Here is a 22,782-nt window from a genome sequence, read left to right as displayed (position 1 = left end):
TCTCAGCCCGCGTCGTGCAGTGGCGAGGCGGGCTTCCAGTCGAACAGTTCCTGCAGCATCCTTAGGGCCTGGCCGCGCGGGGAGGTCAGGTTGGGATCGCGGGCCAGGATCAGCCTCGCGTCATCCGCCGCCACGGCGATCAGGTCCCGGTGGGCCACGGGGTCGGCCAGGCGGTAGGCCGGGAAACCGCTCTGCTTGAGGCCCAGCGGGTCGCCGCCGCCACGCAGTTCCAGGTCTCTCTCGGCGATCTCGAAGCCGTCGTCGCTGCGGCGCAGGATGTCGAGGCGCTGCTGGGCCACTTCCGACAGCGGGGGATCGTAGAGCAGGACGCAGGAGCTCTCGCGCGTGCCTCGGCCCACGCGGCCGCGCAGCTGGTGCAGTTGAGCCAGGCCGAAGCGGTCGGCGTGCTCGATGACCATGATGCTAGCGTTGGGCACGTTGACCCCGACCTCGACGACCGTGGTGGCGACCAGGACGCTGACCTCGCCGTCGACGAAGCGCTGCATGACCGCATCCTTCTCAGCGGCCGGCATCTGGCCGTGAACCAGGCCGACGCTGGGGCCCAGCTGCTGGCGCAGATCGGCGGCGCGGTCCTCGGCGGCCCGCAGGTCGACCTTGTCGGACTCCGACACCAGCGGGCAGATCCAGAAGGCCTGGGCTCCCCCGGCGATCGCGACGCGCAGGCGATCGACGATCTCCGGCACGCGGGGGATCGGCGCGGCGCGCGTGGCGACGGGCGTGCGGCCCGGCGGCTTTTCGTCGATGCGCGAGACGTCCAGGTCGCCGAACACGGTCAGCTCCAGGGTGCGCGGGATCGGCGTCGCCGACATGGCCAGCAGGTGGACACCCCAATCTACGTCAGGAGGACCCTTGTCCTGCAGGCGGCGGCGCTCGTTGACGCCGAAGCGGTGCTGCTCATCGATGACCGTGAAGGCCAAGGCCTTGAAGGCGACGTCGTCCTGGAACAGGGCGTGGGTGCCGACGGCGACCTGATGTGTCCCGTCGGCCAGGCCAGCCAGCTTTGCCGCGCGGCCCGGACCCCTGTCGCGGCCGGTCAGCAGAATCACTGACAGGCCCAGGGCCTGAAGCGGCGGGGCGATGGTCTCGAAGTGCTGGCGCGCCAGGATCTCGGTCGGCGCCATCAGGGCCGATTGCAGGCCGGCGTTGGCCACATCGGCCATGGCCAGCAGGGCCACCACCGTCTTGCCCGAGCCAACGTCGCCTTGTAGCAGGCGGCTCATCCGCTCGCCGGAGGCCAGGTCGCCGCGAATCTCCGAAAGGGACCGGATCTGGGCCCCGGTCAGTTTGAACGGCAGGGCCTGCTCGGCGGCGTCGGACAGCGGCCCCGCCGCGATGCGCGGACCAGGGTGGGCCCGGCGCGAGGCCTTGCGCTGGGCCAGAGCCAACTGGTGGGCCAGCAGCTCGTCATAGGCCAGGCGCCGGCGCGGCCGGGCCAGGGGCGAAAGATCGGCCTCGCTGGTCGGCGCGTGGACGACGGCCAGGGCCTCGCGCCAGCCGGGCAGCTTTTCTCGCTCGCGCCAGGCGGCGTCCTGCCATTCGGGAAGCTCGGGCGTACGTTCCAGGGCCTCGAGCGCGAACTTGCGGAAGGTGCGCGAGGGCAGGCCCGCCGTCGCGGGATAGACCGTCTCGACGTCGGGGATGTCGCCAGCCCGTTCCTCGGCGACAATGTAGTCGGGATGGGCGATCTGCAGTTCCGAGGCGAAGCCGTCGGGGCGCTCGACCTTGCCGCTGACCACCCGGCGCGCGCCCTTGGGATGCTGGCGCTCCAGGTGCGGTCCGTGGCCCTTGAACCAGATCAGGGTCAGGAACCCGCTGCCGTCCCAGGCGCGGATCTTCCACGGCTGGCCCAGGCGGTGTGGGGGCTGATGAGCGTCGATGGTGACGACGAAGGTCTGGACCTGCCCCTCGACCGCCCGATCGACCGTGGTCACCGAGCGACGGATCAGGCCCACCGGTGTGGTGAACAGCACGTCGCGCACGATCGGCCCGGCCAGCTTCTCGACCAGAGGCGCGACGCGGGGGCCCACGCCTTTCAGCGTGGACACCGAGGTAAACAGGGGGAAGAGAATCTCAGGGCGCATCCGTCGCGACCTTAGCCGCGTCCGCGCCCCGAAACAGGCCCTAGTCGGCCTGATTCATCACAGGCGTGAGGGCGATGACGATGTCGGAATATTCGTCGGCGCGCGAGGCGCCTGAAACGTTCAGACGGGTATAGAGCCAGGTCGCGCCATAGCGCGCATAGGCTTCCGACCAACGGGTCTTGGAGTCGACAAGGTTGTTGGCCTCGCCCGCGTAGACGACGGTCCCCTTGTTGTCGACATAGACATAGTTGCCGGCGATCGTGGTGTTGGGGTCACCGTTCTCGGCCAGCTTGTAGCGATAGACGGCGCCCGAGGCGCCCTTGAGTTCGATGTAAGGCTTCACGCTGTCCTCGCCAAAAAAAGCCACCCGGCGTAGGGCTTTGGATTCAAATGTTTAGAACGCGCCTCAGCAGCGAAGCCGCCTACGCTTTCGCCTAACGCGCTACCAGGACGTGAAGCGTCCCGTGGGCCAAATTATGGCTACCCCAGACTAAGGTTGGAGGACGCCTGACCTGGCCAGAAACCGACGAGTCCGCTCCTCGCGCGGCGAGGCGAGAAGTTGACGGGACGGTCCTTGCTCCACGATGACGCCGCCGTCCATGAAAATCGTGCGATCGGCCACATCTCGCGCGAAATCCATCTGGTGGGTGACGATGACCATGGTTCGTCTTTCGATGGCCAGGTCGCGGATCACGGCCAGAACCTCGCCCACCAGTTCGGGATCGAGGGCCGAGGTCGGCTCGTCGAACAGGATGACTTCGGGATCCATGGCTAGGGCCCGGGCGATGGCGCAGCGCTGCTGCTGGCCGCCCGACAGGGCCGCCGGATAGGCGTCGGCGCGGCCACCCAGCCCGACCTTTTCCAGCAAGGCGCGGGCCTTGGCGTGGGCCAGGGCGGGCTCGGCCTTGCGAACCACGATCGGACCCTCGGCCACATTCTGCAGCGCGGTGCGGTGCGGGAACAGGTTGAAGCTCTGGAAGACGAAGCCGACCCGGCCATTCAGCTGTCTGGCCAGGGGCGTCTTGCCGCCCACCGTGACGCCCGCGATGGTCAGGTCGCCGCCGTTCAGGGGCTCGAGGCCGGCCAGGCAGCGCAGCAGGGTGCTCTTGCCCGAGCCGCTGGGGCCGATGATGGCCACCACCTCGCCGGGGACGACGGTCAGGTCGACGCCCGCAAGGACGGGGGTATCGCCGAAGCTCTTGAACAGGCCCTTGGCGTCGATCGCGCTCATCGGCGGCCCTCCGTGGCGCGGCGCTCCAGCCGGTTCTGCACGGCGGCGAGTGCGCTGGAGACGATCCAGTAGATGGCCGCCGCGGCCAGGTACATGGTGAAGATCTCGTAGGTGCGGGCAGTGATCAGCTGGGCCTGGCGGAACAGTTCGGGCACCTGGATGGTCGCGGCCAGTGAGGTGTCCTTGACCAGGCTGATGAAGCTGTTCGACAGCGGAGCCACGGCGGTGCGGGCGGCCTGCGGCAGGATCACCCGGCGCAGGGCCTGGCTCCGGCTCATGCCCAGCACGCTGGCGGCCTCCCACTGGCCCTTGTCGACGGCGGCGATGGCGCTGCGCAGGATCTCGCAGGCATAGGCGGCGACGTTCAGCGAAAAACCGATGCCGGCGGCCAGCAGGGCCGGCATCTCGATCCCGAACTGCGGCAGGCCGTAATAGATCAGGAACAGCTGGACCAGCAGCGGCGTGCCTCGGAAGGCCGAGACGTAGACGGCCGCGGGCCAGCGCAGCAGCGGCGCGCGCGACAGGCGCATCAGGGCCAGGGCGAAGCCCAGCACGACGCCGATGCTCATGCCGATGATGCTGAGCAGAACGGTGTAGCCAGCGCCCTTCAGCAGCAGGGGCGCGGACTGGGCGAGCAGGGCGAAACCGGTCTCCATGGGCCTAGCGGGTCACGTCCATGCCGAACCACTGCTGCGAAATCGCGGTCAGACGGCCGCTCTTGCGAAGGGCGTCGATGGCTTGGTCGATGACGATCTTCAGGCCCGGGTCCTTCTTCATCGCCACGCCCGCGCCCTGGGCCGCGAACGGCGGGCCCGAGGCCACGAAGTCGGGCGAGGTCTTGACGAAGTCGGCGGCGACCAGGCGGTCGTTCAGCACCGCGTCGGTGCGGCCGGCCTTGAGGTCCTGGTACTTGGTCGGGTCGTCGTCATAGGTGCGGACGTCGGCGGTCGGCACGTTGGCGCGGATCCATTGCTCGTAGTTGGTGCCCAGGCCCACACCGACCTTCTTGCCGGCCAGGTGCTCGGGCTTGGTCAGGCCGGTCTTGCCCTTCAGGGTGATGATCTGGATGCCGGAGACCGTATAAGGCTCGGAGAAGTCGTACTTGGCCTGGCGGTCGGGGGTGATGGTGATCTGGTTGATCACGACGTCGACACGGCCCGATTCCAGCGAGCCCAGCAGGCCGGCGAACGGGGCGGGGTGGAACTCAGGGCGTAGACCCAGTTGGGCGGCCAAGGCCTTGGCGAAGTCGACCTCAAAGCCGGCCAGTTCGCCGCTCTTGTCCTGAAAGTTGAAGGGCGGATAGGTGCCCTCCAGGCCGATCCGCAAGGTTCCGGACGCCTTGATCCGGTCCCAGCCGCTGGCGCCCGCTTCGGGCTTCTTGGCGCAGGCGGCGGCCAGCAACGAAACACCAAGACCGGAAAGCACGGCGCGGCGGGCGGGGAATCGCATCGGATAGACCCTTGGACGAAACAATACCGCGCAGTTCTATACGGGACCGCGTCGTTCGCCAGCCTCAACATGACCCCCGGACTTCCGCCGCACGCGGATCATGACCTCGATTTAAGCTGACGCCGGCCTCCCGGTCGGGCCTCCTCCACGGCGCGCCGCCGTTCGAGCGCCGCCAGGGAAACTGGAGATCGACCTCATGAAGGCCCTACTTCTGTCGCTGGTCCTGCTGGCGTCCGCAGGCGCCGCGCCCTCCGTCGTCCTGGCGCAGACCGCGCCCGTTCAGGCGTCGTCGCCCGACGCGGCCGTTCTGGAAAAATTGAACGGCGAATGGATGACCGCCTACAAGACCCGTGACGGCGCGGTGCTGGACCGCGTCCTGGCCGACGACTTCGAGGCGATCTATCCGGGCGGGCGGATCATGAAGAAGGCCGATCTGATCAAGGCCGCCACCAATCCCGCGCGCACGGTCGACGCCGTCACCTGGGAAGATCTCAAGATCCTGGTGTTTGGCGATGTCGCCGTGGTGCGGGCGCGCAGCCGGCTTAGCGGTAAAACCGCAGAGGCCCCGTTTTCGAGCGTGAACGACTATGCCGACGTCTATGTGCGGCGCGCCGGGGCCTGGCGGGCCGTGTCGGCGCACGTCGTGCGCGTCGCCGAGTGAGCCGTCAGAAGCTCAGGGACGCATTCTGGCCTGGGCCATGCGGATCATGACCTCGATTTAAGCTGACGCCGTGACGGACTCGCGTCCTGCTCCCTCGATTCATCTCTGGGGAGAGGGGACATGGCTCAATCGTTCGATCCCGCGGCCGCCACGGCCGCCTATCTGGCGCAGCTGCCGCCCGAAGCGCACATCAAGGCGCAGCACTACACTCAGGGCGGCCACTGGCTGCTGCTGTGGGGCGCTGTCGTCTCGATCGTGGCCGCCTGGATCATCATCCGCACCGGCGTGCTGACCAAGGTCGAGCAGGGCGTCGAGCGCAAGAAGGGGCGGCCGTTCCTGGCCAGCCTGGCCGTCGCGGCCGTCTTCATCGCCTTCAGCTGGCTGCTGGAGTTGCCCTGGTCCGTTTACTCGAACTGGTGGCGCGAAAAGCAGTACGGCCTGACCAGCCAGGCCTTTGGCGGCTGGCTGGGCGAGAACCTGATGTCGACGGCGATCTCGGTGGTGTTCACGGCGCTGTTCCTGGCGCTGCTGTACCTGCTGATCCGCCGCGCGCGCCGCCTGTGGTGGCTGTGGGCGGGCGGGCTGACGGCGGCCTTCATCGTGCTGAGCATGCTGATCGCGCCGATCTATATCGAGCCGCTGTTCAACAAGTACACGCCCGCGCCGGCCGGTCCGGTCCGCGACGAGGTCGTGGCCATGGCCAAGTCGGTCGGCATCCCGAGCGACAAGATCTTCGTCTATGACGGCTCCAAGCAGTCCAACGCCTACACCGCCAACGTCTCGGGCCTGGGCGGCTCGGCCCGGGTGGCGATGAGCGACACCATGTTCAAGAAGGGCGCGGACATCGCCGAGGTGCGCGGCGTGGTCGGCCATGAGATGGGCCACTATGCTCATCAGCATTCGCTGTGGATCACCGGCATCTTCGCCGTCCTGGCCGTCGTGGCCTTCTTCATCGTCGACAAGACGTTCCCGTGGTTCGCCTCGGCGCTGAACGCCAAGGGCGTGACGGGGATCGCCGAGCCGGCCGGCCTGCCGGTGCTAGCGGTCATCATGACCGTGCTGGGCCTGATCGGCGGGCCGATCACCAACACGCTGATCCGGGAGGTCGAGAGCGACGCCGACCGCTACAGCTTGGTGAACTTCAACGAGCCGGACGGGCTGTCCAAGGCGCTGGTCAAGACCATCGAGTACCGCGCCGCGACGCCTTCAAAGCTGGAGGAGGTGCTGTTCTACGACCATCCGGCCGTGGGTGTGCGGGTGCGGCGGGCGATGGATTGGAAGGCGACGCACCCGAAGTCGTGATCCGTCGAGCGGCGTGCGCGTTTCTTCCGCGATGAGGAGCCGCGCATGACCATCGATCCGATCCGCCATCAGATCCGCGTCCACGGGGCGCCGGCCCAGGTCTTTGCGCGCTTCGTCGAGCTCAGCCGCTGGTGGCCCATGGGCTACAGCCGCGCGGGCGCGCGCTTTTCCGGGGCCTATGTCGAGCCGAAGGTCGGCGGACGGTGGTACGAAAAGGACCAAGACGGAAACGAGAGTTCGTGGGGCGATGTGCGGGCTTACGACCCCGGACATCGCCTCGTGCTCGGTTTCAACATCCGCCCCGACCAGGGCATGGAGCCGCCCGAACGGCAGAGCGAAATCGAGGTAGCGTTCGAGGCCGATGGCGACGACACGGTCATCACCCTGGAGCACCGCGATCTCGACAAGCATGCCGAAGGCGCGGCCTCCGTGGCCAAGGGGATGGCTTCCATGCACGGCTGGCCGCTGATCCTGGCCAGTTTCGAGCGGGAATTTAAGTTTACCGCCTAGCGCTTGCGCACGAACACCGTACCCGCCGAATAGCCCGCGCCGAAGCTGCAGATCAGCCCCGTCTCGCCCGCCGCGAAGTCGTCGTTGGCGGTGTGGAAGGCGATGATCGAGCCTGCCGAGCTGGTGTTGGCGTATTCGTCCAGGATGATGACGTTCTCTTCCGGCGTCGGGTCGCGGCCCAACACCTTGCGGCCGATCATCTCGTTCATGTTGATGTTGGCCTGGTGCAGCCAGAGGCGCTTGAGGGCGTGCGGGTCGATGCCCAGGTCGCCGGCGTGCTCGATGATCATCTCGCTGACCATCGGCACCACTTCGCGGAACACCTTGCGGCCTTCCTGGACAAACAGCTTGTCGCGCGCCCCTTCGCCTTCTGGCGCGGCGCGGTTCAGGAAGCCGAAGTTGTTGCGGATGTTGTTGGAGAACTGGGTCTTCAGGCGCGTGCCCAGGATGTCCCAGCCGTCCTTGGCCTGGTCGGCGTCCTCGACGATGACCGCGGTCGCGACGTCGCCGAAGATGAAGTGGCTGTCGCGATCCTTGAAGTTCAGGTGGCCCGAGCAGATCTCGGGATTGACCATCAGTACGGCCTTGGCGCTGCCGGTCGTTACGAAATCGGCGGCGGTCTTGATGCCGAAGGTCGCCGACGAGCAGGCGACGTTCATGTCGAACGCGAAGCCGTCGATGCCCAGGGCCTGCTGCACCTCGATGGCCATGGCCGGGTAGGGGCGCTGCATGTTCGAGGCCGCGCAGATCACCGCGCCGATCTCGGACACCGGCTTGCCCCAGCGGGCGATCGCCTGCCTGGCCGCCTCGACCGCCATCTCGGCCAGGATCGACAATTCGTCGTTCGAGCGCTCGGGGATCACCGGCCGCATCAGGTCCGGATCGAGGATTCCGTCCTTGTTCATCACGAAGCGCGACTTGATGCCCGACGCCTTCTCGATGAATTCGGGCGAGGACGGGGCCAGGGCGACGACGTCACCGGCCGTGATGGCCTCGGCGTTGGCGGCGTTGAAGCGCTCGACGAAGGTGTTGAAGGCCTCGACCAGCTCGGTGTTCGAAATGCTGTGGGGCGGGGTGAAAAGCCCCGTGGCGGCGATGACGGCTTGCGGCAAGACGGCGGTCCCGATGATGCGCGCGGACGGCTTGGAGCCCGCGTTCTGACGCTTGTTTGAACCCGTAGATAGCATGGAAGACGCGCCCGTCATCCCTGCGGCATTTCGGTCACGACACCCAATGACCTTAAACGCGGCCGTGAACCGCCCCATGCCCGCCGCGTTATCGGCCTAGCCCTAGGCTGGCTGAGGGAGCTGAAGACTACGAGTAGAATTGGAGTACAACAATGAAGACTCTCATCGCCACCACCCTGGTCGCCGGCTCGGTTCTCGCGGCCCCGCTTTATGCTCAGGCTAAGAATTCGACCGAAGTGTACGGCTCTCTGAACTACGGCCAAACTCGGACCCGAGGCGCTGACACCGGCGCTATTCAAGGGCGCGTCGGCGCCAAGCTTACGCCGCATTTCGGCGTCGAGGCCGAGGCGGCCGGCGGCGTCGATAGCGACACGGTCTATACGCCCACCGGTCCGGCCAATGTGAAGATGGAACACCAGGTCGCGGGCTACGCCGTCGGCTACCTGCCGGTGACCCCGAACCTCGATCTCCTGGCCCGCGCCGGCTATGGCACGACCAAGTTCAAGACCAACAATCCGGCCGCGACGGAGTTCGACGGCAGCCGCGACAGCTGGAACTACGGCGTCGGCGCCGAGTACAAGTTCGACGACAAGAATGGCCTCCGCGCGGACTGGACGAAGTCGGAATACACCAAGAGCGATCTGAGCTCGAACACGGTGGCCGTGGGCTACGTTCGCCGCTTCTAACGACAGCTTTCAGACATGAAAAACGGCGCGCCTCTCGCGGGGCGCGCCGTGGTCGTTTGGGCGGTGACGCCTATTCGACGATGCTGGCGGCGGGCTTGGGCGGCTCCGCGCCGTAGTAGTGATTGTGCACCACGGGGCCGCCGCCCGACGGGCCGGCGCGACCCTTGGGATCCTCGCCATAACGATTGGGGCCGGGCGTGCCGTCGATCAGGGTGAAGATCAGGATGACGAAGCTGCCGAACGGAATCAGCGACAGAAGCAGCAACCAGCCGGATTTGTCGCTGTCGTGAAGGCGGCGGACCGAAACCGCCAGGCTGGGGATGAACATCGCCAGGCAGAAGGCTCCGATCAGCAGCAGGACGATCACGACGAGGCTCGCGGCGCCGGCCCCCGCGGCCGAATCCGCGTTCGACACGCCCGCCGCGCCGACGCCGGCGATCATCAGCAGGATGCCTGCCGGAATGCCGCTTAGAAACAGAAACAGCGAGAACAGCCAGTACTCCGAGCGGCGCGCGCGCCCCTCGAAAGTCGCGTACTTGCGCAGCGGTTCAAACATCAAGGACATGCATTTCCCCTCCGGCGGCGCGACGGCGCGGCCTCAACCTGGGGGACTTTAAGCGGCGGCCGGACACCTCGTAAAGCGCGGCGGCTTGACGRCCCGCGCGCAGCCGTCAATCTGAACGGCAATAAGTTAAGGGGGGATGCGTCGGTCTTGGACAAGGCGCTGTTGATTCAGCTGGGCGGTTCGGTCGTCGCCGTTATCCTGCTCGTGGCGTTCGCGGCCTGGWTGGGTGTGGCGCGCGCCACCCCGCCGCTGGATGCGGAATCGGCCCGGGCGCTACTGGCCCAGGAATTCCCCGACTGCCAGCCGGACGCGGTCTGGATCGCCGCCGACGGGGCGGGGATCATCGCCCGCGCGGCCGATCTGGCCTTGGTGTTGTGGCGGCGCGGCGACGGCTATGTCGCTCGCGACGCGCCCTGGTCCGCCGTCGCCGCTCTGAAACCGATCAACGGCCGGCTCGTCATCCGCTTGGCCGACGCCCGTCCCATATTCGCCGTCAGTGACGACGTCTGGCCGCCGAAAGAGCTCGCCTGATGCTGAAAGCCTCGTTCGATCCCGTCCAGTTGGCCATCCCATTCTTCGTGCTGGCCGTCATCCTGGAAATCCTGCTGGGCCGGCTCGGCAAGGCCAAGGCCAATTACGAGACGCGTGACACGGCCATGTCGCTGTCCATGGGCCTCGGCAGCACCGTGGCCGGCCTGCTGTTCGGCGGGGTGATCTTCGCCACGACCGTCTGGGTCTGGAGCCATCGGATCTTCACGATCCCGATGACGGCGATCTGGGCCTGGATCGTCGTCTTCCTGCTGGAGGACCTGACCTACTACTGGTTCCATCGCATCGCCCACGAGCGGCGCTTCTGGTGGGCCAGCCACGTCAATCACCACACCTCGACCCACTACAACTTGTCGACCGCCCTGCGGCAGACCTGGACCGGCGGCGTCGCGGGCACCTGGCTGCTGTGGCTGCCGCTGTCTTTCCTAGGCTTCCCGCCGGCCATGGTGGCCATCCAGAAGGGGATCAGTCTCGTCTACCAGTTCTGGATCCATACCGAGGCCATCAAGCGCATGCCCCGCTGGTTCGAGGCGGTGTTCAACACGCCCTCGCACCACCGCGTGCACCACGCCCGCAACGCCCGCTATCTGGACRCCAACTACGCCGGCATCCTGATCATCTGGGACAGGATGTTCGGCACCTTCATCCCCGAGCTCGACGAGGAACCCTGCCGCTACGGCACGGTGAAGAACCTCGGCAACTTCAACCTGTTGCACAACGTCTTTCACGAGTGGATCGGCATCGCCAAGGACGTGGCCGGCGCGAAGTCGCCGCGTGAGGCGCTAGGCTATGTCTTCGGCCCGCCAGGCTGGAGTCCGGACGGCTCACGCGACACGTCCCACACGCTGAAGGCCAAGTGGCGGGCGCGGCTCGAGGCGGAAAAGGGCGGCGTCTGACAGGCCTCAGGCGAACGGGCCGAGGACCTTTCTCAGCGCCGCCATCGGATCACCGTTCAAACCCAGGGCGTGGCCCATGCCAACCAGGCAGAAGCCGATCACGGCGATGCGCAGGGCGAAGCTGAGCGCGAAGGCCATGGGCTGGGCGTCGCGGTCGTAGCGATAGGTCTCGCCAGCCAGGACGCCGGTCTTCACGCCGCGAAACAGGGTCCAGGCGATGAGCACGGCCATCGCCATGTAGCCGCAATAGATCAGGACGTTGTCCAACAGCCCGCTCCCGGTTCAGCCGCAGGTCTACACGGCCAAGGGTTAAGGCTGGCCTTAGTCCCGCAGCAGCGGCAGGGACAGGCCCGTCGCCTGCCGTGTGGCCAGCATCTCGCGGCGGAAGCGGAACAGCTCGGCCGGCCGTCCGCCGGTTTCGGCGTCGAGACGGCCCAGGCCTTCGACCAGTTCCTCGCGCTCGACCACCCGGCGGAAGTTCTGCTTGTGCAGCGGCACCCCGGCGATGGCTTCGACCGTGCGCTGCAGGGTCGAGAGGGTGAACTCCTCGGGAGTCAGTTCGAACACCACGGGGCGATACTTGATCTTGCCGCGCAAGCGCGAGAGGCCGGTGGCCAGGATCCGCCGGTGGTCGGAGATCATCGGCTCGCCTAGGGCTGCCGACAGGGCGGCGGGTTCGGCCGGATCGTGGCCGTCGGCGCGGGCTCGGTCGCGGGCGGCCTCGGGCGCCAGGCCGGCCTCGTACAGCAGTTCGTAGCGCTCCAGCACGCGCTCCTCGTTCCAGGGCGCGCCATCCAGGGCGAAGGCTAGGCGGGCGCGCGACCACTTGGCCGCGTCGTCGGCGGCCCAGCGGCGAAGGGCCGGGGCGATGGCCTCGTCCAGCAGGGCGGGGCGGCCGACGCGCCAATCTTCCCAGGGGAAGAAGCGGGTCCACGGGGCCCAGGCGGTGTCGGGAGCGTCGGTGTCGACGGCCTTGGGCGTCAGGCCCAGATAGCCGACCGAGACCACGCGCGCCGCGCCGGCCCCGACCTCAGCGCGTGGGGCGTCCCGGCCCTTGTCGCCGAAGGTGTAGAGCTGCTCGACATAGCCCAGCTGGAACCGGGTCTGCGCCGTCACGAAGGCCCGCAGGCCCAGCTCGAAGGTGCGGTGCGCCTCGGGATCGAACGGGCCGAACGGCAGGCCTGAGAGCGGGGAGGCGATGTCGGTGACGGCGTCGTGCGGCCGCACGGTCAGGACCACGGCCTCGCCGTCGCGGATCGCGACGACCACCGCCGAAAGGCCGATGACGACCGAAATACTCATGCTGGGGCGCTCATTCGGTCTCGAACGCCGCGCCGGGGGCGGACTCGTAGCCGGCCGCTCGCGAGAGCACGTGGAAGCGCTGCACATAGCGGGCCTGGGCTTCGAACGGGGGCAGGGGCGTGATGTGCAGATCGTAGCCCGCCGGCGGGGCGCCGAAGATCGCCAGCGACTCCGCGTGCTCGAAGCCCGCCAGCTGGGTGGCTTCAAAGAAGGCGCAGGCGCGGTCGGCCTGCTTGATCAGCTTCTTGATCGGGGCGGGAGTCTTCACCGGCAGGCCGAAGCGGATGTGGATCGCATCCTCCAGCCGGGCTTCGAAATCCTTGTAGCTCACCCCCAGCGCCGCTTTGAACGGGCTGATCATGTCGCCGATCACATATTCGCTGGCGTCGTGCAGTAGGGCGGCCAGGCGCCAGCGCGGCTCCAGGTCGGGCTTGATGTGCGTGGCGATCTCCTCGACCACCAGGCTGTGCTGCGCCACCGAGAAGCCATGGTCGCCGATTGTCTGCCCATTCCATCGCGCCACGCGGGCAAGGCCATGGGCGATGTCCTCGATCTCGATGTCCATCGGCGACGGATCGAGCAAGTCGAGCCGCCGGCCGGAGAGCATTCTTTGCCAGGCACGGGGCGGTCCGCCCCTATGCAGCCCTTTGGCCACGAGATCGTTCCTTACGGTGAAGGTGGTTTGACTGGCGCATCGGTTGAGAAAGATCAATGTGCCCGTCGCCGTCATCTGTGGAAATGCCCTTAGAGGGAGTTCGATCATGAGTTGGGCGAGAATCATGGTTCCGCTGGCCGGAATCCCGAACGACCAGGGCGTCCTGACCTCCGCGGCGACCTTGGCGGGCGCGTTCCAGGCCGAGCTGGCCTGCGTGCACGCGCCGGCCGACATGGCCGATTTGATGCCCTGGATGGGCGAGGGCTTCATGGGCGGGGTGCAGGTCACCGCGCTCGAAAGCCTGAAGGAAGCCGCCCTGGAAGGCGCCCGCGCCGTCGGCAAGCTGGCGGCCGAGACCGGCTATCCCCGCACCCGTGTGGTGACCCTGGACTCGCCCGTCTGGGCGGGCCTGGCCATGGAAGGGCGGCTTTCGGACGTCATCGTGTTCGACGACGCCTCGGCGCGCGGCAAGGGGCCCCTGGCGGAGTCGTTCCAGCAACTGGTCGCCGACGAGCAGCGCCCGACCCTGGTGGCGCGCGCCGGCTTCAAGGTCGACGGCGTGGCCCTGGTGGCCTGGGACGGTGGCAAGGAGGCCAGCCGCGCCATGCGCACGGCCCTGCCACTGCTGCAGAAGGCCGGCTCGGTGATCGTGGCCGGCGCCCCCGGCGCCTCGTCGCGAGCGTTCGAGCTGGAGCGTCTCGTGGAATTCCTGGCCGCGCGCGGCGTCCAGGCGACCGTGAAGGTCCTGGACGGCAATGGCGACGCCGCCGGCCTGCTGCTGGGCGCGGCCCGCGACACCAACGCGAACCTCCTGGTCGCCGGCGCGTTCGGTCATCCCAGGCTTCAGGAATTCATCTTCGGGGGCACCACCCGCACGCTGCTGAACAGCGACGGGCCTTCCCTGTTCCTGTCGCACTAAGGCACTGAAACTCTGCAAGAAAGGAGACCCTGAATGTCTCTGTCCCGCATCGTCATGCGCCTGGCGCGCAATCCCGGCACCGAGTTCGCCGGCGGCGACGACCATCGTGGCTACGYTCTGACCGCGCCCCTGACCGAGGACGGCCACATCGACGAGGGGGCCTACGCCAAGGTGAAGGGCGAGTGCAGCGTGCGCCGCTTCGCGCCCGACGAGGATGCGGTGGACGGTCGGCTGAACAAGCGCGGTGCGCGCTGGTTCTTCGACTACGACGACGAGGACGTCGCCGACGACGAGCCGCTGCATCGCTTGGGCGAGCATCGGTTCGCGCTGGGCGAATACGTCACGGTCACCGACGAGGACGGCCGGCCGCTGACCTACAAGGTGATGGAAGTCACGCCGGTACAGTAAAGACCTGTCATCCCGGCCAAGCGCGAAGCGCGCAGAGCCGGGACCGCCGGAAGCGCCGAGCCTATAGCGGTCCCGGGTCTTCGCTGCGCTTCGCCCGGGATGACAGTTTTTACAGTCAGCCGCCCACGTTGTGGCGGACCAGGGCCTTCATGTCCTTGAACAGGTCGTGGTCGTCGGTGTCGCGAGTCTTGGCCTTGACGACGGCGACGGCCAGCGGACCGCCCTTGGGGCCGCGCGCCTCGTAGCCGGCCAGACGATAGCCCTTGGGGGCCTTGTCGTTGGCCAGGATCAGGGTGGAGCGGACGGAGTCGCCGCCCTTCTTGGCGCGGATCTCGGCGGCGTGGTCGCTGGCCTTGATCGTCACGTCGCCCTCGTGCTCGTCGTTCGTGTGGACATTCACCGCGCCGTGGGTGTCGTCGCTCTTGAAGTTGACGTTCTTGTTGACCTTCACCTCGGCGGCCCCGCCGTCGCTGTTGATGGTCAGATGGCCGATGCGGATGTCGGCGCCGTCGTCGCTGGCGTCGATATTGACGCCGGGCAGGTGGATGCTGGTGCGGTTCTTGGCCGCCTTGCCGTCGTGGCGCTTCGGCTCGGACGGCGGCAAGGGCATGATTGTCTTCAGCTCGGTCTCGATCGGCGCCAGCGCGGCCTCGGCGTCGCCGCTGTTCAGCTTGACCAGCCGCAGGTCGACCGTGGCCTCGTCGGACGCATAGGCGCAGGACTGGCCGTCGGCGGCGACGCTGACCCGCTTCAGCTCGCCTTGGCGCTCCGGGCAATCGAGGCGGTCGATGACACGAAGGGGCTCGCGACGGCCCATTCGGCGCTCGGCGCGGTCGTGCTTTTCCGGTTCAACGCGATGGCAGGCGGTCAGGGCCGTCGCGCCGACCCCGATCGTCAGCGCCGCGGCCAGCCATTTCGAATGACGCATGGATTCCCCCGGGACCTCCCCGTATTTGCGCGGGAAAGTGGGCGCACGCCCCAGGCGCGTCCAGTGAAATCCAAGTAACGGCGCTTTCGCCGCGGCTTACTGGCCCGGCCGCGCGCCCGAACCCTCGCGCCGGGCCAGGAAGGCCAGGCGCTCGAACAGGTGGACGTCCTGTTCGTTCTTCAGCAGCGCGCCGTGCAGGGGCGGGATCAGCTTGGTCGGATCCTTCTCGCGCAGGACCTGATCGTCGATATCCTCGACCAGCAGCAGCTTCAGCCAGTCCAGCAGTTCGGACGTCGAGGGCTTCTTCTTCAGGCCCGGCACCTTGCGCATGTCGTAGAAGATGCGCAGCGCCTCGGCGACCAGCTTCTGCTTGATGCCGGGGAAGTGGACGTCGACGATGGCCTGCATCGTCGCCTCCTCGGGGAAGCGGATGTAGTGGAAGAAGCAGCGGCGCAGGAAGGCGTCCGRCAGCTCCTTTTCGTTGTTCGAGGTGATGATCATCACCGGCCGAACCTTGGCCTTGATGGTCTCACCGGTCTCGTAGACGAAGAATTCCATCCGATCGAGCTCCTGCAGGAGGTCGTTCGGGAACTCGATGTCGGCCTTGTCGATCTCGTCGATCAGCAGCACCGGGCGCTGCTCGCTCTCGAACGCCTCCCAGAGCTTGCCGCGTTTGATGTAGTTCTTGACGTCCTTGACCCGCTCGTCGCCCAACTGGCTGTCGCGCAGGCGGGTGACGGCATCGTACTCGTAGAGCCCCTGCTGGGCCTTGGTGGTCGACTTGATGTGCCAGGTGATCAGTGGCGCGTTCAGGGCCTTGGCCACTTCGTAGGCCAGAACCGTCTTGCCGGTGCCAGGCTCGCCCTTGATCAGCAGGGGGCGTTCCAGGGCCACGGCGGCGTTGACCGCGACCTTCAGGTCGTCGGTCGCCACATAGTCGGAAGTGCCTTCGAAGCGCTGGCTCATGCCCATCTCCGCCGGAATCAGGTCCGGTTCGAACAGTTGTTCAAAACAAGCTGATCAAACTACCGGCGCGAACGCGGTTGGCAAGAGCGCATCGCCTCAGACTAGGGGCGCGTCTAGGGCCTCGGCGGAGAAGCCCTTGTCGAGGAGCCGTGTCCGCGCCGCTGTCCGGCGGTCAGCCCATTCCTCGACCAGCAGGCCCAGGCCGATCACGTCGCGGGGCGCGCCGTCCTTGACGACATGGGCGCGAAGGAGCGCCTCGCGCTGGAAGCCGTGGGTCATGTGCAGCGTCCAGGCGACCTCGTTGGAGGCCAGGACTTCGGACCACAGCTTGCGCAGGCCCATGGGGCCGAAGGCATAGTCGATCATCTTGAATTCGGCGAAGCCGCCCAGGCCGGCCCCGCGCGGCGCGTTGGGGGCCAGATACCGCGCGACGGTCGCGCGGCCTTGCTCGCGATCGATGTCGACCAGGCTGTTGAGGCCGGCCGGCCGGCCATCGGCCTCGACGATCCAGTCGCGGCGGCGAGTATTGGCGGGCAGGGCGTCGAACCAGCGATCGTGCTCGGCGCGACCGATCAGATGGTCGGAATACATGAAGGCGGCGACGGTCGGGTCGTTGCGCCAGGCCAGCAGGCGCTCGCGGTCGGTCTCGTCGACAGGGCGCAGGGCCGCTTGGATCATCATCATACCCGCCGGTCGCCGCCCAGCGTCGCTAGATCTGGCCGGCCGCGCACGAAAGCGCGGACGTCGGCCGAGCTGAACGCGGGATTGGCGGCATGGAGGGCGTCGTAGACGGCGCGGACGAAAACCAGGTCGTCGGGTCGGTCGACGGTCCAGCGCACCTCGCCCTCGTCGACCGCCTGGGCGTTGGCCGTCAGCCGAAAGCGCTCTGGATGGCGGTAGAGATAGGGGGTCACATGTTCGCGGTCGTAGGGATCGGCCGTCTCGGACGCGGCGCGACGCAGGGCGCTCGCCTTCATGACCTCAACGTCAAGGCCCTTGGGAAAAGTGCGCGGCTCGGCCACGTTGGAGGCGTAGTCCGCGCCGGTCTCGTGGAAGCGGTCGATGGTGGCGTCGATCACTTCAGGATCGGCCAGCGGACAGTCGGCGGTCAGGCGCACCACGGTCTCGACCGGCCCGAACGCGTCCAGCGCGCCGATGAAGCGGCCTAGTACGTCGTCGAGGTCGCCCCGATGAACGGGGACACCGGCCGCCRTCACCGCTTGCGCCAGCGGATCGTCGTCGGTCCGGACCGAGGTCGCGACCACGATCCGCTGCAGCCGTTGCGCGCGACGCAGGCGCTCGATCTGACGCAGGATCATCGGCGCGCCGGCCAAGGGCGCCAGCACCTTGCCGGGAAGCCGGCTGGACGACATCCGGGCCTGCAGAACCGCCAGGGCCATGTTCAGCCGGCGACCTTTTCCGCCAGCGCGTCGGCGATCGCGCGCATGGCCGGCTCCCATTCGCTGAAGTTCGGCGGCGAGAAGACGCGGGCTTGCGGATACCAGGGGTAGTGATCGGTGCCCAGGCGGGTCCAGACGACGGGGGAGGTGATCATCCAGATCGGCGCGCCGCAGGCGCCGGCCAGGTTGATGGTGGCGTTCGAGAAGCCAATCGTCAGATCGACGGCGCAACACAGGGCCGCGACGTCGTCGAGGTCCTGCTTCAGGTCAAGGCCCGGCGGCTGCCAGATGTCGACGCCGAACTCCGCCTTGGCGAAGGCGATCTCGTCCTCGCAATCGCCGTACTGCAAGTTGACGAAGGTGACCCCGGGGGTCTCCAGCACGGGACGCCAGGCTTCGAACGGCGAGAACTGGCGCGCGCGCTCGGCGTTCAGCTTCAGGCTCTTCCACAGCAGACCGACCTTGGGCGTGGACCCCAGCTTGTCCAGCTCACCTTTCCAGTAAGCCACCCGTTCGGGGTCGGCGACGAGGTAGCGGTCGCGCTGGGGGAAGGCCGCGACGGAAGGTCGCAGGCTGAGCAGGAAGTCGCCGATGGCGGCCCAATAGTCGAAACGGTCCCAGTTCTCGAGTTCGGGCGCAGAGCGATAGACGCGCCCCTCCAGCGCCACCGTGCGGTGGAGGGTGACCTCGACCGTCGGAAACGAGCGCTGGAAAAGCGGGATGAGACGCCGCTCCACCGCAATAGCCAGCGAACCGTCGGGTCCCAGGGCCTCGAGGATGTCGGGGATCATGTTCGCGAACATGACCTCGTCGCCCAGGCCCTGTTCCGTGCTGATCATCAGCGACTTGCCCTTCAGATCCTGGCCCGACCAGCGGGTCCCGGGGATCCGGAAGCGCGGGGCGTCGCTTATGGACGGCGAGAAGCGCGCCTCGTAGGCCTCCCAGCCCTCGGAAACGCGGCCCAGCCCTAACAGAATGGAGGCGCGGGCGAATTGCATCATCGCCAGATCCTCGGTGGATTCGGGGCGCTTGATCGCTTCGTCGCAGTCGGCCAGGGACGCTTCGATCTCGCCCAAGTCCAGCTTGGCGAAAGCGCGGTTGTGGTAAGCCTTGCCGAATTCCGGTTGCAGTCGCAGAGCCTCGTCGAAGAACACGATCGAGCCGCCGGCGTCGCCGAGATTGCAGAGCACCGTGCCCAGAGTGTTCCAGAGCAGGGCGGTCTCGGGATGGGCGGCGAGCGCGGTCTTCAGGACCTCGATCGCGTCGTCTTCGCGGTTCAGATCGCGCAGGGCGCAGGCCAGGTTGTTGGCGCCTTCGACATCGCCGGGACGGGCCAGACAAAAGTGGGCGAAAAACTTGGCGGCGATCTCCGGCATGTTCATGCGGAAGGCCAGCCGGCCCAGGTCGCCCGCCACCGGCCCGTGATCGGCCAGCAACTGCAGTGCGGCCTCGTAGGCGCGTAGCGACGACGCGAAGTCGCCAGTCTTCTCGCGGGCGATGGCCAGGACGTGCCAGGCCACGCCCAGGCGCTCGTCCTTCTCCAGCAGCTTCATGGCCAGCTTGTCGGCCTTGGCGTAATCTYGCAGACGCACGGCCTGGATGGCGCGGGCCAGGGCCTTACCGTTCTCGGCGTTCTTGCTCTCCTGGGCGGCGCGGTTCAGGCGGTCCAGGGCCTCGGCCGAGGCCGAGTCGCCGACGGCGCTGGCGATGACGCCACTATGCACAGGCGCGGCCCCGATATCGGCCTGGGCGAGGGTGCTCGCGGAGCTTTCCAGGGCGTTCTTACGGGACATGGGGCGGGCCTTAGACTCTGCTGTTAACCATGTTTTGAGGCGCTATGCTTAATTGAGTCCTAAGCTGCGGCTCAGGGTCGCAAGGACGGTCGCATCGGGCGGTCGGCTGGATGCGGCAAGACAGCGTTAATACGTCTCGCCTAGCGTGCCGCTCAAGCCGTCGTCATCGACGGGATCGGGCTAAGCGGCGTCAACCAAGGAGCGGCCTTAAGTGCCTTTGAAGCTGTCGCTGAAGCCCGGCGAAAAATTCGTCCTCAACGGCGCCGTGGTCCAGAATGGAGACCGGCGCGGTGTTCTGGTGCTCCAGAACAAGGCCTCCGTCCTTCGCGAGAAGGACATCATGCAGCCGGATCAGGTCACGACGCCCGCGCGTCGGATCTATTTCCCGGTGATGATGATGTACCTAGAAGAGAACGCGGCGGAAAAGTTTTATGAGGAATTCGCGACCCGCCTTAACGATTTCATGGGGGTCGTACGTAATCCTGGGATTCTCCAGGACTGCATCGCGATCTCGAAGCACGTGATGGCGCGAGAATACTACAAGGCTCTGATGTTGAGCCGTAAGTTGATTGAATACGAAGACGAGAGGTTGGGGCATGTCTCTTCGGGCGTATCAGCAGGCGGCGACGCGGGCTGAGAATCCCCGTGAAATGGAGTACCGCCTGTTCGGGCAGGTGACGCGCGCCCTCATGGACGCGTCACAGGCCCCAGCGGACGACTTCATCGCGCGGATCGACGCATTGGACTGGAACCGCAAGGTCTGGTCGGCGCTGGCGACCGACTGCGCCTTGCCGGAAAACCAGTTGCCGATGGAAATGCGGGCCAGCATCATTTCGCTGAGCCTGTGGGTCGGTCGTCACTCCAGCGCCGTGATGCGTAAGGAGGAGGACTTCGAACCTCTGATCGAGATCAACCGCATGATCATGCAGGGCCTGGCCGGCCGCCCCGAGGCGGCCTGACTTTACCTCGCGGCGGCGTCTCGCAGGCCGCGTGATTCTCTGGTTTCCGCAAGACTGAACGTCTTGCCTATCACCTCCGGAAAAACCTGCCGCCCGGCGAATCTTGCATTCGCCGGGCGGTGTCGTTTTCGGCGCTGGTGATTCCGCAAATCTAATAAAATCAGCAACTTACTGGATGGCGCCGAACGCGGTTCGGTTGGCCCGTCCTTTGCGATGGTTCGCGTGGGGCAAAACGCCCGAACCGGCACTACGCCGGGCAAATCCGACCAAAACGGTAGGTATCCCATGCTGAACTCTATCAACACCAATGCTGGTGCGCTTCTGGCGCTCCAAAACCTGAACGCCACCAACACGGAGCTCAACACCACTCAAGGCCGGATCAACACCGGTAAGAAGGTCGGTAACRCCAAGGACAACGGCGCGATCTGGTCGATGGCGAAGATGCAAAGCGCGAGCTCGAGCTCGTTGAATGCCGTGAAGGACTCGCTCCAACGCGGTCAATCGACGATCGACGTTGCTCTCGCCGCGGGCGACACCATCACCGATCTGCTCGGCAAGATGAAGGAAAAGGCCCTGGCCGCTTCCGACACCTCGCTGAACACCGCCTCGTTCAACGCCCTTCAGGCGGACTTTGTGTCCCTCCGCGACCAAATCCAAAAGGCCGCGGATAATGCGAAGTTCAACGGCGTCAGCCTCGCCGACGGCACTACCGCGAAGCTGAGCTTCCTGGCCAACTCGGACGGGGACAGCTTCACGGTGAATGCCCAAGCCCTGAATCTGGTGGGCCTGGGTCTGACGCTCGGTGAAACCTTCACCGACGCGGCCGACGCGAAGCTGAAGATCGACCTTCTGACGAAGGCCTTGCAAACGGCGACGAACAAGCTGTCGTCCCTCGGTACGTCCTCGACGGGTCTGGATACGCACCTGACCTTCGTGGGCAAGCTGCAGGACAGCCTGGACACCGGCGTCGGCAACCTGGTCGATGCGGACCTGGCGAAGGAAAGCGCCAAGCTCCAGTCGCTGCAAACCAAGCAGCAACTGGGTGTGCAGGCTCTCTCGATCGCCAATCAAAGCCCGCAGTCGATCCTGTCGCTGTTCAAGGGGTGAGCCCGATACGCCGGACGGCTGTCAAAAGCCGTCCGGCGCCTCTTTTCTGCTGGGTGCGCAACATGTGCCCGGCAACAATTGCCTATGTCGAAAGCCTCCCGGCAGTTTCTGCCGGGGGGCTTCGTCGTTAACGGACCTATAACGCCGTAATTTCAGTGATTTAGCGAGGCGTTGCCAGCCGGCAGAATTGGCCCGGCAATTGCTACAGACCTTTTCGAGCAAAATGCTCCCGGCAGCCAAAATGGCGTCGGACACCTTGAAAAGGAAACTATTCGTATGCCGCTGAATAGCATCAATACGAACGCCGGCGCCCTGATCGCCCTGCAGAACCTCAACAGCACGAACACCGAGCTGGGTATCGTTCAGCAGCGCATCAACACCGGCAAGAAGGTCGGTAACGCCAAGGACAACGGCGCCATCTGGGCGATGTCCAAGAACCAGACCGCCACCGCCAACAGCCTCAACGCCGTGAAGGACTCGCTGCAACGCGGTCAGTCCACCATCGACGTCGCGCTGGCCGCCGGCGACACCATCACCGATCTGCTGGGCAAGATGAAGGAAAAGGCTCTGGCCGCTTCCGACACCTCGCTGAACACCGCTTCGTTCAACGCRYTGSWGKCSGACTTCACCTCGCTGCGCGACCAGATCGAAAAGGCCGCCACCAACGCGAAGTTCAACGGCATCAGCATCGCCGACGGCASCACCAACAAGCTGGTCTTCCTGGCCAACACGGACGGTTCGGGCTTCACGGTYAMCGCTCAAGCCCTGAACCTGACGGGCCTGGGTCTGACGGCCGCTGAAACCTTCACCGACGCCGCCACCGCCAAGRCCGAGATCGCCAAGATCGATAMGGCCATSGGCACCGCCACCAACAAGCTGGCGTCGCTGGGCACCAGCTCGACCGGCCTCGACACCCACCTGACCTTCGTCGGCAAGCTGCAAGACAGCCTGGAAGCCGGCGTCGGCAACCTGGTGGACGCCGACCTCGCGAAGGAAAGCGCCAAGCTGCAGTCGCTGCAAACCAAGCAGCAGCTGGGCGTGCAGGCGCTGTCGATCGCGAACCAGTCTTCGTCGTCGATCCTGAGCCTGTTCCGCTAAGGAATGGAGTGGGGCGGGCCCTTGTGGCTCGCCCCCCGCTTTTCAAGGACCGAAGGACGAGGAGAACCAAAAGGAAAGAGAGGAGGTCGGCAGCAGACGCCGGCGATCA

At 66.5% G+C, this 22,782-nt stretch carries 27 protein-coding genes; 12 read left to right on the top strand and 15 right to left on the bottom strand.

The window, feature by feature from the left end:
* Positions 1-2: 2 nt before the first annotated feature.
* From recG to tcyJ, 5 genes are all read right to left on the bottom strand, one after another.
* Positions 3-2,102 carry an ATP-dependent DNA helicase RecG gene (gene recG, locus AC1DSO_RS02795; protein WP_477067385.1) on the bottom strand — a complete coding sequence of 700 codons (2,100 nt, stop codon included), beginning with the start codon at positions 2,100-2,102 and terminating at the stop codon, positions 3-5.
* Positions 2,103-2,142: 40 nt separating this feature from the next.
* Positions 2,143-2,445 (bottom strand): hypothetical protein, encoded by a 303-nt coding sequence (locus tag AC1DSO_RS02790; RefSeq protein ID WP_047405307.1) that lies wholly within the window; start codon positions 2,443-2,445, stop codon positions 2,143-2,145.
* 147 nt (positions 2,446-2,592) lie between these two features.
* Positions 2,593-3,333, bottom strand: a complete 741-nt coding sequence (locus AC1DSO_RS02785) for an amino acid ABC transporter ATP-binding protein (RefSeq protein WP_477067384.1) — start codon at positions 3,331-3,333, stop codon at positions 2,593-2,595.
* Entirely contained in the window at positions 3,330-3,989 is a 660-nt protein-coding gene (gene tcyL / locus AC1DSO_RS02780) for a cystine ABC transporter permease (protein WP_477067383.1), read from the bottom strand. The genes AC1DSO_RS02785 and tcyL overlap by 4 nt, the downstream gene beginning before the upstream one ends.
* Before the next feature lie 4 nt (positions 3,990-3,993).
* The gene (gene tcyJ, locus AC1DSO_RS02775) at positions 3,994-4,782 is read right to left on the bottom strand and encodes a cystine ABC transporter substrate-binding protein (protein WP_477067382.1); all 789 of its coding nucleotides are present in this window, start codon (positions 4,780-4,782) and stop codon (positions 3,994-3,996) included.
* A 196-nt stretch (positions 4,783-4,978) separates the two neighbouring features.
* Between tcyJ and AC1DSO_RS02770 the strand changes: the two genes are divergently transcribed.
* From AC1DSO_RS02770 to AC1DSO_RS02760, 3 genes are all read left to right on the top strand, one after another.
* Positions 4,979-5,443, top strand: coding sequence for a nuclear transport factor 2 family protein (locus tag AC1DSO_RS02770; RefSeq protein ID WP_477067381.1), 465 nt, complete (start codon positions 4,979-4,981; stop codon positions 5,441-5,443).
* Positions 5,444-5,563: 120 nt separating this feature from the next.
* Positions 5,564-6,745, top strand: a complete 1,182-nt coding sequence (locus AC1DSO_RS02765) for a M48 family metallopeptidase (RefSeq protein WP_477067380.1) — start codon at positions 5,564-5,566, stop codon at positions 6,743-6,745.
* A gap of 45 nt (positions 6,746-6,790) precedes the next feature.
* The gene (locus tag AC1DSO_RS02760; protein WP_477067379.1) at positions 6,791-7,255 is read left to right on the top strand and encodes an SRPBCC domain-containing protein; all 465 of its coding nucleotides are present in this window, start codon (positions 6,791-6,793) and stop codon (positions 7,253-7,255) included.
* On the opposite strand, the gene AC1DSO_RS02755 is transcribed toward AC1DSO_RS02760, so the two are convergent.
* Positions 7,252-8,367, bottom strand: a complete 1,116-nt coding sequence (locus AC1DSO_RS02755; protein ID WP_477067378.1) for a beta-ketoacyl-ACP synthase III — start codon at positions 8,365-8,367, stop codon at positions 7,252-7,254. The genes AC1DSO_RS02760 and AC1DSO_RS02755 overlap by 4 nt on opposite strands.
* 227 nt (positions 8,368-8,594) lie before the next feature.
* Between AC1DSO_RS02755 and AC1DSO_RS02750 the strand changes: the two genes are divergently transcribed.
* The gene (locus AC1DSO_RS02750) at positions 8,595-9,128 is read left to right on the top strand and encodes a porin family protein (RefSeq protein WP_477067377.1); all 534 of its coding nucleotides are present in this window, start codon (positions 8,595-8,597) and stop codon (positions 9,126-9,128) included.
* A 70-nt stretch (positions 9,129-9,198) separates the two neighbouring features.
* On the opposite strand, the gene AC1DSO_RS02745 is transcribed toward AC1DSO_RS02750, so the two are convergent.
* Positions 9,199-9,693 (bottom strand): DUF805 domain-containing protein, encoded by a 495-nt coding sequence (locus AC1DSO_RS02745; RefSeq protein ID WP_477067376.1) that lies wholly within the window; start codon positions 9,691-9,693, stop codon positions 9,199-9,201.
* A gap of 147 nt (positions 9,694-9,840) precedes the next feature.
* Here AC1DSO_RS02745 and AC1DSO_RS02740 point away from each other — a divergent pair, with 147 nt between their 5' ends.
* Together AC1DSO_RS02740 and AC1DSO_RS02735 are read left to right on the top strand one after the other, a co-directional pair.
* Positions 9,841-10,224 carry a hypothetical protein gene (locus tag AC1DSO_RS02740; RefSeq protein ID WP_477067375.1) on the top strand — a complete coding sequence of 128 codons (384 nt, stop codon included), beginning with the start codon at positions 9,841-9,843 and terminating at the stop codon, positions 10,222-10,224.
* Positions 10,224-11,138, top strand: coding sequence for a sterol desaturase family protein (locus AC1DSO_RS02735; protein WP_477067374.1), 915 nt, complete (start codon positions 10,224-10,226; stop codon positions 11,136-11,138). The genes AC1DSO_RS02740 and AC1DSO_RS02735 overlap by 1 nt, the downstream gene beginning before the upstream one ends.
* A 6-nt stretch (positions 11,139-11,144) precedes the next feature.
* Here AC1DSO_RS02735 and AC1DSO_RS02730 read toward each other — a convergent pair whose 3' ends face one another.
* The 3 genes from AC1DSO_RS02730 to AC1DSO_RS02720 are packed head-to-tail and all read right to left on the bottom strand — an operon-like array spanning position 11,145 to position 13,095.
* Positions 11,145-11,405 carry a hypothetical protein gene (locus AC1DSO_RS02730; protein ID WP_477067373.1) on the bottom strand — a complete coding sequence of 87 codons (261 nt, stop codon included), beginning with the start codon at positions 11,403-11,405 and terminating at the stop codon, positions 11,145-11,147.
* A 54-nt stretch (positions 11,406-11,459) separates the two neighbouring features.
* Complete coding sequence (locus AC1DSO_RS02725) at positions 11,460-12,527, bottom strand: NUDIX hydrolase (protein ID WP_477067372.1); 1,068 nt, start codon at positions 12,525-12,527, stop codon at positions 11,460-11,462.
* The gene (locus AC1DSO_RS02720; protein ID WP_477067371.1) at positions 12,451-13,095 is read right to left on the bottom strand and encodes a YfbR-like 5'-deoxynucleotidase; all 645 of its coding nucleotides are present in this window, start codon (positions 13,093-13,095) and stop codon (positions 12,451-12,453) included. Before AC1DSO_RS02720 ends, AC1DSO_RS02725 begins: the two co-directional genes overlap by 77 nt.
* A 106-nt stretch (positions 13,096-13,201) precedes the next feature.
* On the opposite strand from AC1DSO_RS02720, the gene AC1DSO_RS02715 reads away from it, so the two are divergent.
* Entirely contained in the window at positions 13,202-14,014 is an 813-nt protein-coding gene (locus tag AC1DSO_RS02715) for a universal stress protein (protein ID WP_477067370.1), read from the top strand.
* 33 nt (positions 14,015-14,047) lie between these two features.
* Positions 14,048-14,422, top strand: a complete 375-nt coding sequence (locus tag AC1DSO_RS02710) for a hypothetical protein (RefSeq protein WP_477067369.1) — start codon at positions 14,048-14,050, stop codon at positions 14,420-14,422.
* A gap of 115 nt (positions 14,423-14,537) precedes the next feature.
* Here the strand turns inward: AC1DSO_RS02710 and AC1DSO_RS02705 are convergent, their stop codons facing one another.
* The 5 genes from AC1DSO_RS02705 to AC1DSO_RS02685 all read right to left on the bottom strand — a co-directional run bounded on the left by AC1DSO_RS02705 (position 14,538) and on the right by AC1DSO_RS02685 (position 19,509).
* Complete coding sequence (locus AC1DSO_RS02705; RefSeq protein ID WP_477067368.1) at positions 14,538-15,350, bottom strand: hypothetical protein; 813 nt, start codon at positions 15,348-15,350, stop codon at positions 14,538-14,540.
* Positions 15,351-15,446: 96 nt separating this feature from the next.
* Positions 15,447-16,316 (bottom strand): AAA family ATPase, encoded by an 870-nt coding sequence (locus AC1DSO_RS02700; RefSeq protein ID WP_477067367.1) that lies wholly within the window; start codon positions 16,314-16,316, stop codon positions 15,447-15,449.
* A 96-nt stretch (positions 16,317-16,412) separates the two neighbouring features.
* The gene (pseH, locus tag AC1DSO_RS02695) at positions 16,413-17,000 is read right to left on the bottom strand and encodes a UDP-4-amino-4,6-dideoxy-N-acetyl-beta-L-altrosamine N-acetyltransferase (protein WP_477067366.1); all 588 of its coding nucleotides are present in this window, start codon (positions 16,998-17,000) and stop codon (positions 16,413-16,415) included.
* Entirely contained in the window at positions 16,997-17,716 is a 720-nt protein-coding gene (locus AC1DSO_RS02690) for a cytidylyltransferase domain-containing protein (RefSeq protein ID WP_477067365.1), read from the bottom strand. Before AC1DSO_RS02690 ends, pseH begins: the two co-directional genes overlap by 4 nt.
* A gap of 2 nt (positions 17,717-17,718) precedes the next feature.
* On the bottom strand, positions 17,719-19,509 hold the full coding sequence (locus tag AC1DSO_RS02685; RefSeq protein ID WP_477067364.1) for a tetratricopeptide repeat protein: 1,791 nt from the start codon (positions 19,507-19,509) through the stop codon (positions 17,719-17,721).
* Positions 19,510-19,720: 211 nt separating this feature from the next.
* On the opposite strand from AC1DSO_RS02685, the gene flbT reads away from it, so the two are divergent.
* From flbT to AC1DSO_RS02665, 4 genes are all read left to right on the top strand, one after another.
* A complete protein-coding gene (gene flbT, locus AC1DSO_RS02680; protein ID WP_477067363.1) occupies positions 19,721-20,146 on the top strand; it encodes a flagellar biosynthesis repressor FlbT in 426 nt (141 codons plus the stop codon).
* Positions 20,106-20,468, top strand: coding sequence for a flagellar biosynthesis regulator FlaF (flaF, locus tag AC1DSO_RS02675; RefSeq protein ID WP_477067362.1), 363 nt, complete (start codon positions 20,106-20,108; stop codon positions 20,466-20,468). Before flbT ends, flaF begins: the two co-directional genes overlap by 41 nt.
* A 285-nt stretch (positions 20,469-20,753) precedes the next feature.
* Positions 20,754-21,575 carry a flagellin gene (locus AC1DSO_RS02670; RefSeq protein ID WP_477067361.1) on the top strand — a complete coding sequence of 274 codons (822 nt, stop codon included), beginning with the start codon at positions 20,754-20,756 and terminating at the stop codon, positions 21,573-21,575.
* Between the two features lie 276 nt (positions 21,576-21,851).
* A complete protein-coding gene (locus AC1DSO_RS02665) occupies positions 21,852-22,673 on the top strand; it encodes a flagellin (RefSeq protein WP_477067360.1) in 822 nt (273 codons plus the stop codon).
* The last annotated feature ends 109 nt before the right edge of the window (positions 22,674-22,782 follow it).

It is taken from the genome of Caulobacter sp. P4_E5, from assembly GCF_056401555.1.
This window is presented reverse-complemented; position numbering and strand designations above follow the sequence as displayed.

Excerpts from the sequence above, each read along its gene's own strand:
- AC1DSO_RS02760 (WP_477067379.1), top strand. The coding sequence starts at position 6,791 with ATGACCATCGATCCGATCCGCCATCAGATCCGCGTCCACGGGGCGCCG.
- tcyL (WP_477067383.1), bottom strand. The coding sequence starts at position 3,989 with ATGGAGACCGGTTTCGCCCTGCTCGCCCAGTCCGCGCCCCTGCTGCTG.
- recG (WP_477067385.1), bottom strand. The coding sequence starts at position 2,102 with ATGCGCCCTGAGATTCTCTTCCCCCTGTTTACCTCGGTGTCCACGCTG.
- tcyJ (WP_477067382.1), bottom strand. The coding sequence starts at position 4,782 with ATGCGATTCCCCGCCCGCCGCGCCGTGCTTTCCGGTCTTGGTGTTTCG.
- AC1DSO_RS02770 (WP_477067381.1), top strand. The coding sequence starts at position 4,979 with ATGAAGGCCCTACTTCTGTCGCTGGTCCTGCTGGCGTCCGCAGGCGCC.
- AC1DSO_RS02745 (WP_477067376.1), bottom strand. The coding sequence starts at position 9,693 with ATGTCCTTGATGTTTGAACCGCTGCGCAAGTACGCGACTTTCGAGGGG.
- flaF (WP_477067362.1), top strand. The coding sequence starts at position 20,106 with ATGTCTCTTCGGGCGTATCAGCAGGCGGCGACGCGGGCTGAGAATCCC.
- AC1DSO_RS02750 (WP_477067377.1), top strand. The coding sequence starts at position 8,595 with ATGAAGACTCTCATCGCCACCACCCTGGTCGCCGGCTCGGTTCTCGCG.
- AC1DSO_RS02785 (WP_477067384.1), bottom strand. The coding sequence starts at position 3,333 with ATGAGCGCGATCGACGCCAAGGGCCTGTTCAAGAGCTTCGGCGATACC.
- pseH (WP_477067366.1), bottom strand. The coding sequence starts at position 17,000 with ATGATGATGATCCAAGCGGCCCTGCGCCCTGTCGACGAGACCGACCGC.
- AC1DSO_RS02725 (WP_477067372.1), bottom strand. The coding sequence starts at position 12,527 with ATGTGCAGCGCTTCCACGTGCTCTCGCGAGCGGCCGGCTACGAGTCCG.
- AC1DSO_RS02765 (WP_477067380.1), top strand. The coding sequence starts at position 5,564 with ATGGCTCAATCGTTCGATCCCGCGGCCGCCACGGCCGCCTATCTGGCG.
- AC1DSO_RS02705 (WP_477067368.1), bottom strand. The coding sequence starts at position 15,350 with ATGCGTCATTCGAAATGGCTGGCCGCGGCGCTGACGATCGGGGTCGGC.
- AC1DSO_RS02715 (WP_477067370.1), top strand. The coding sequence starts at position 13,202 with ATGAGTTGGGCGAGAATCATGGTTCCGCTGGCCGGAATCCCGAACGAC.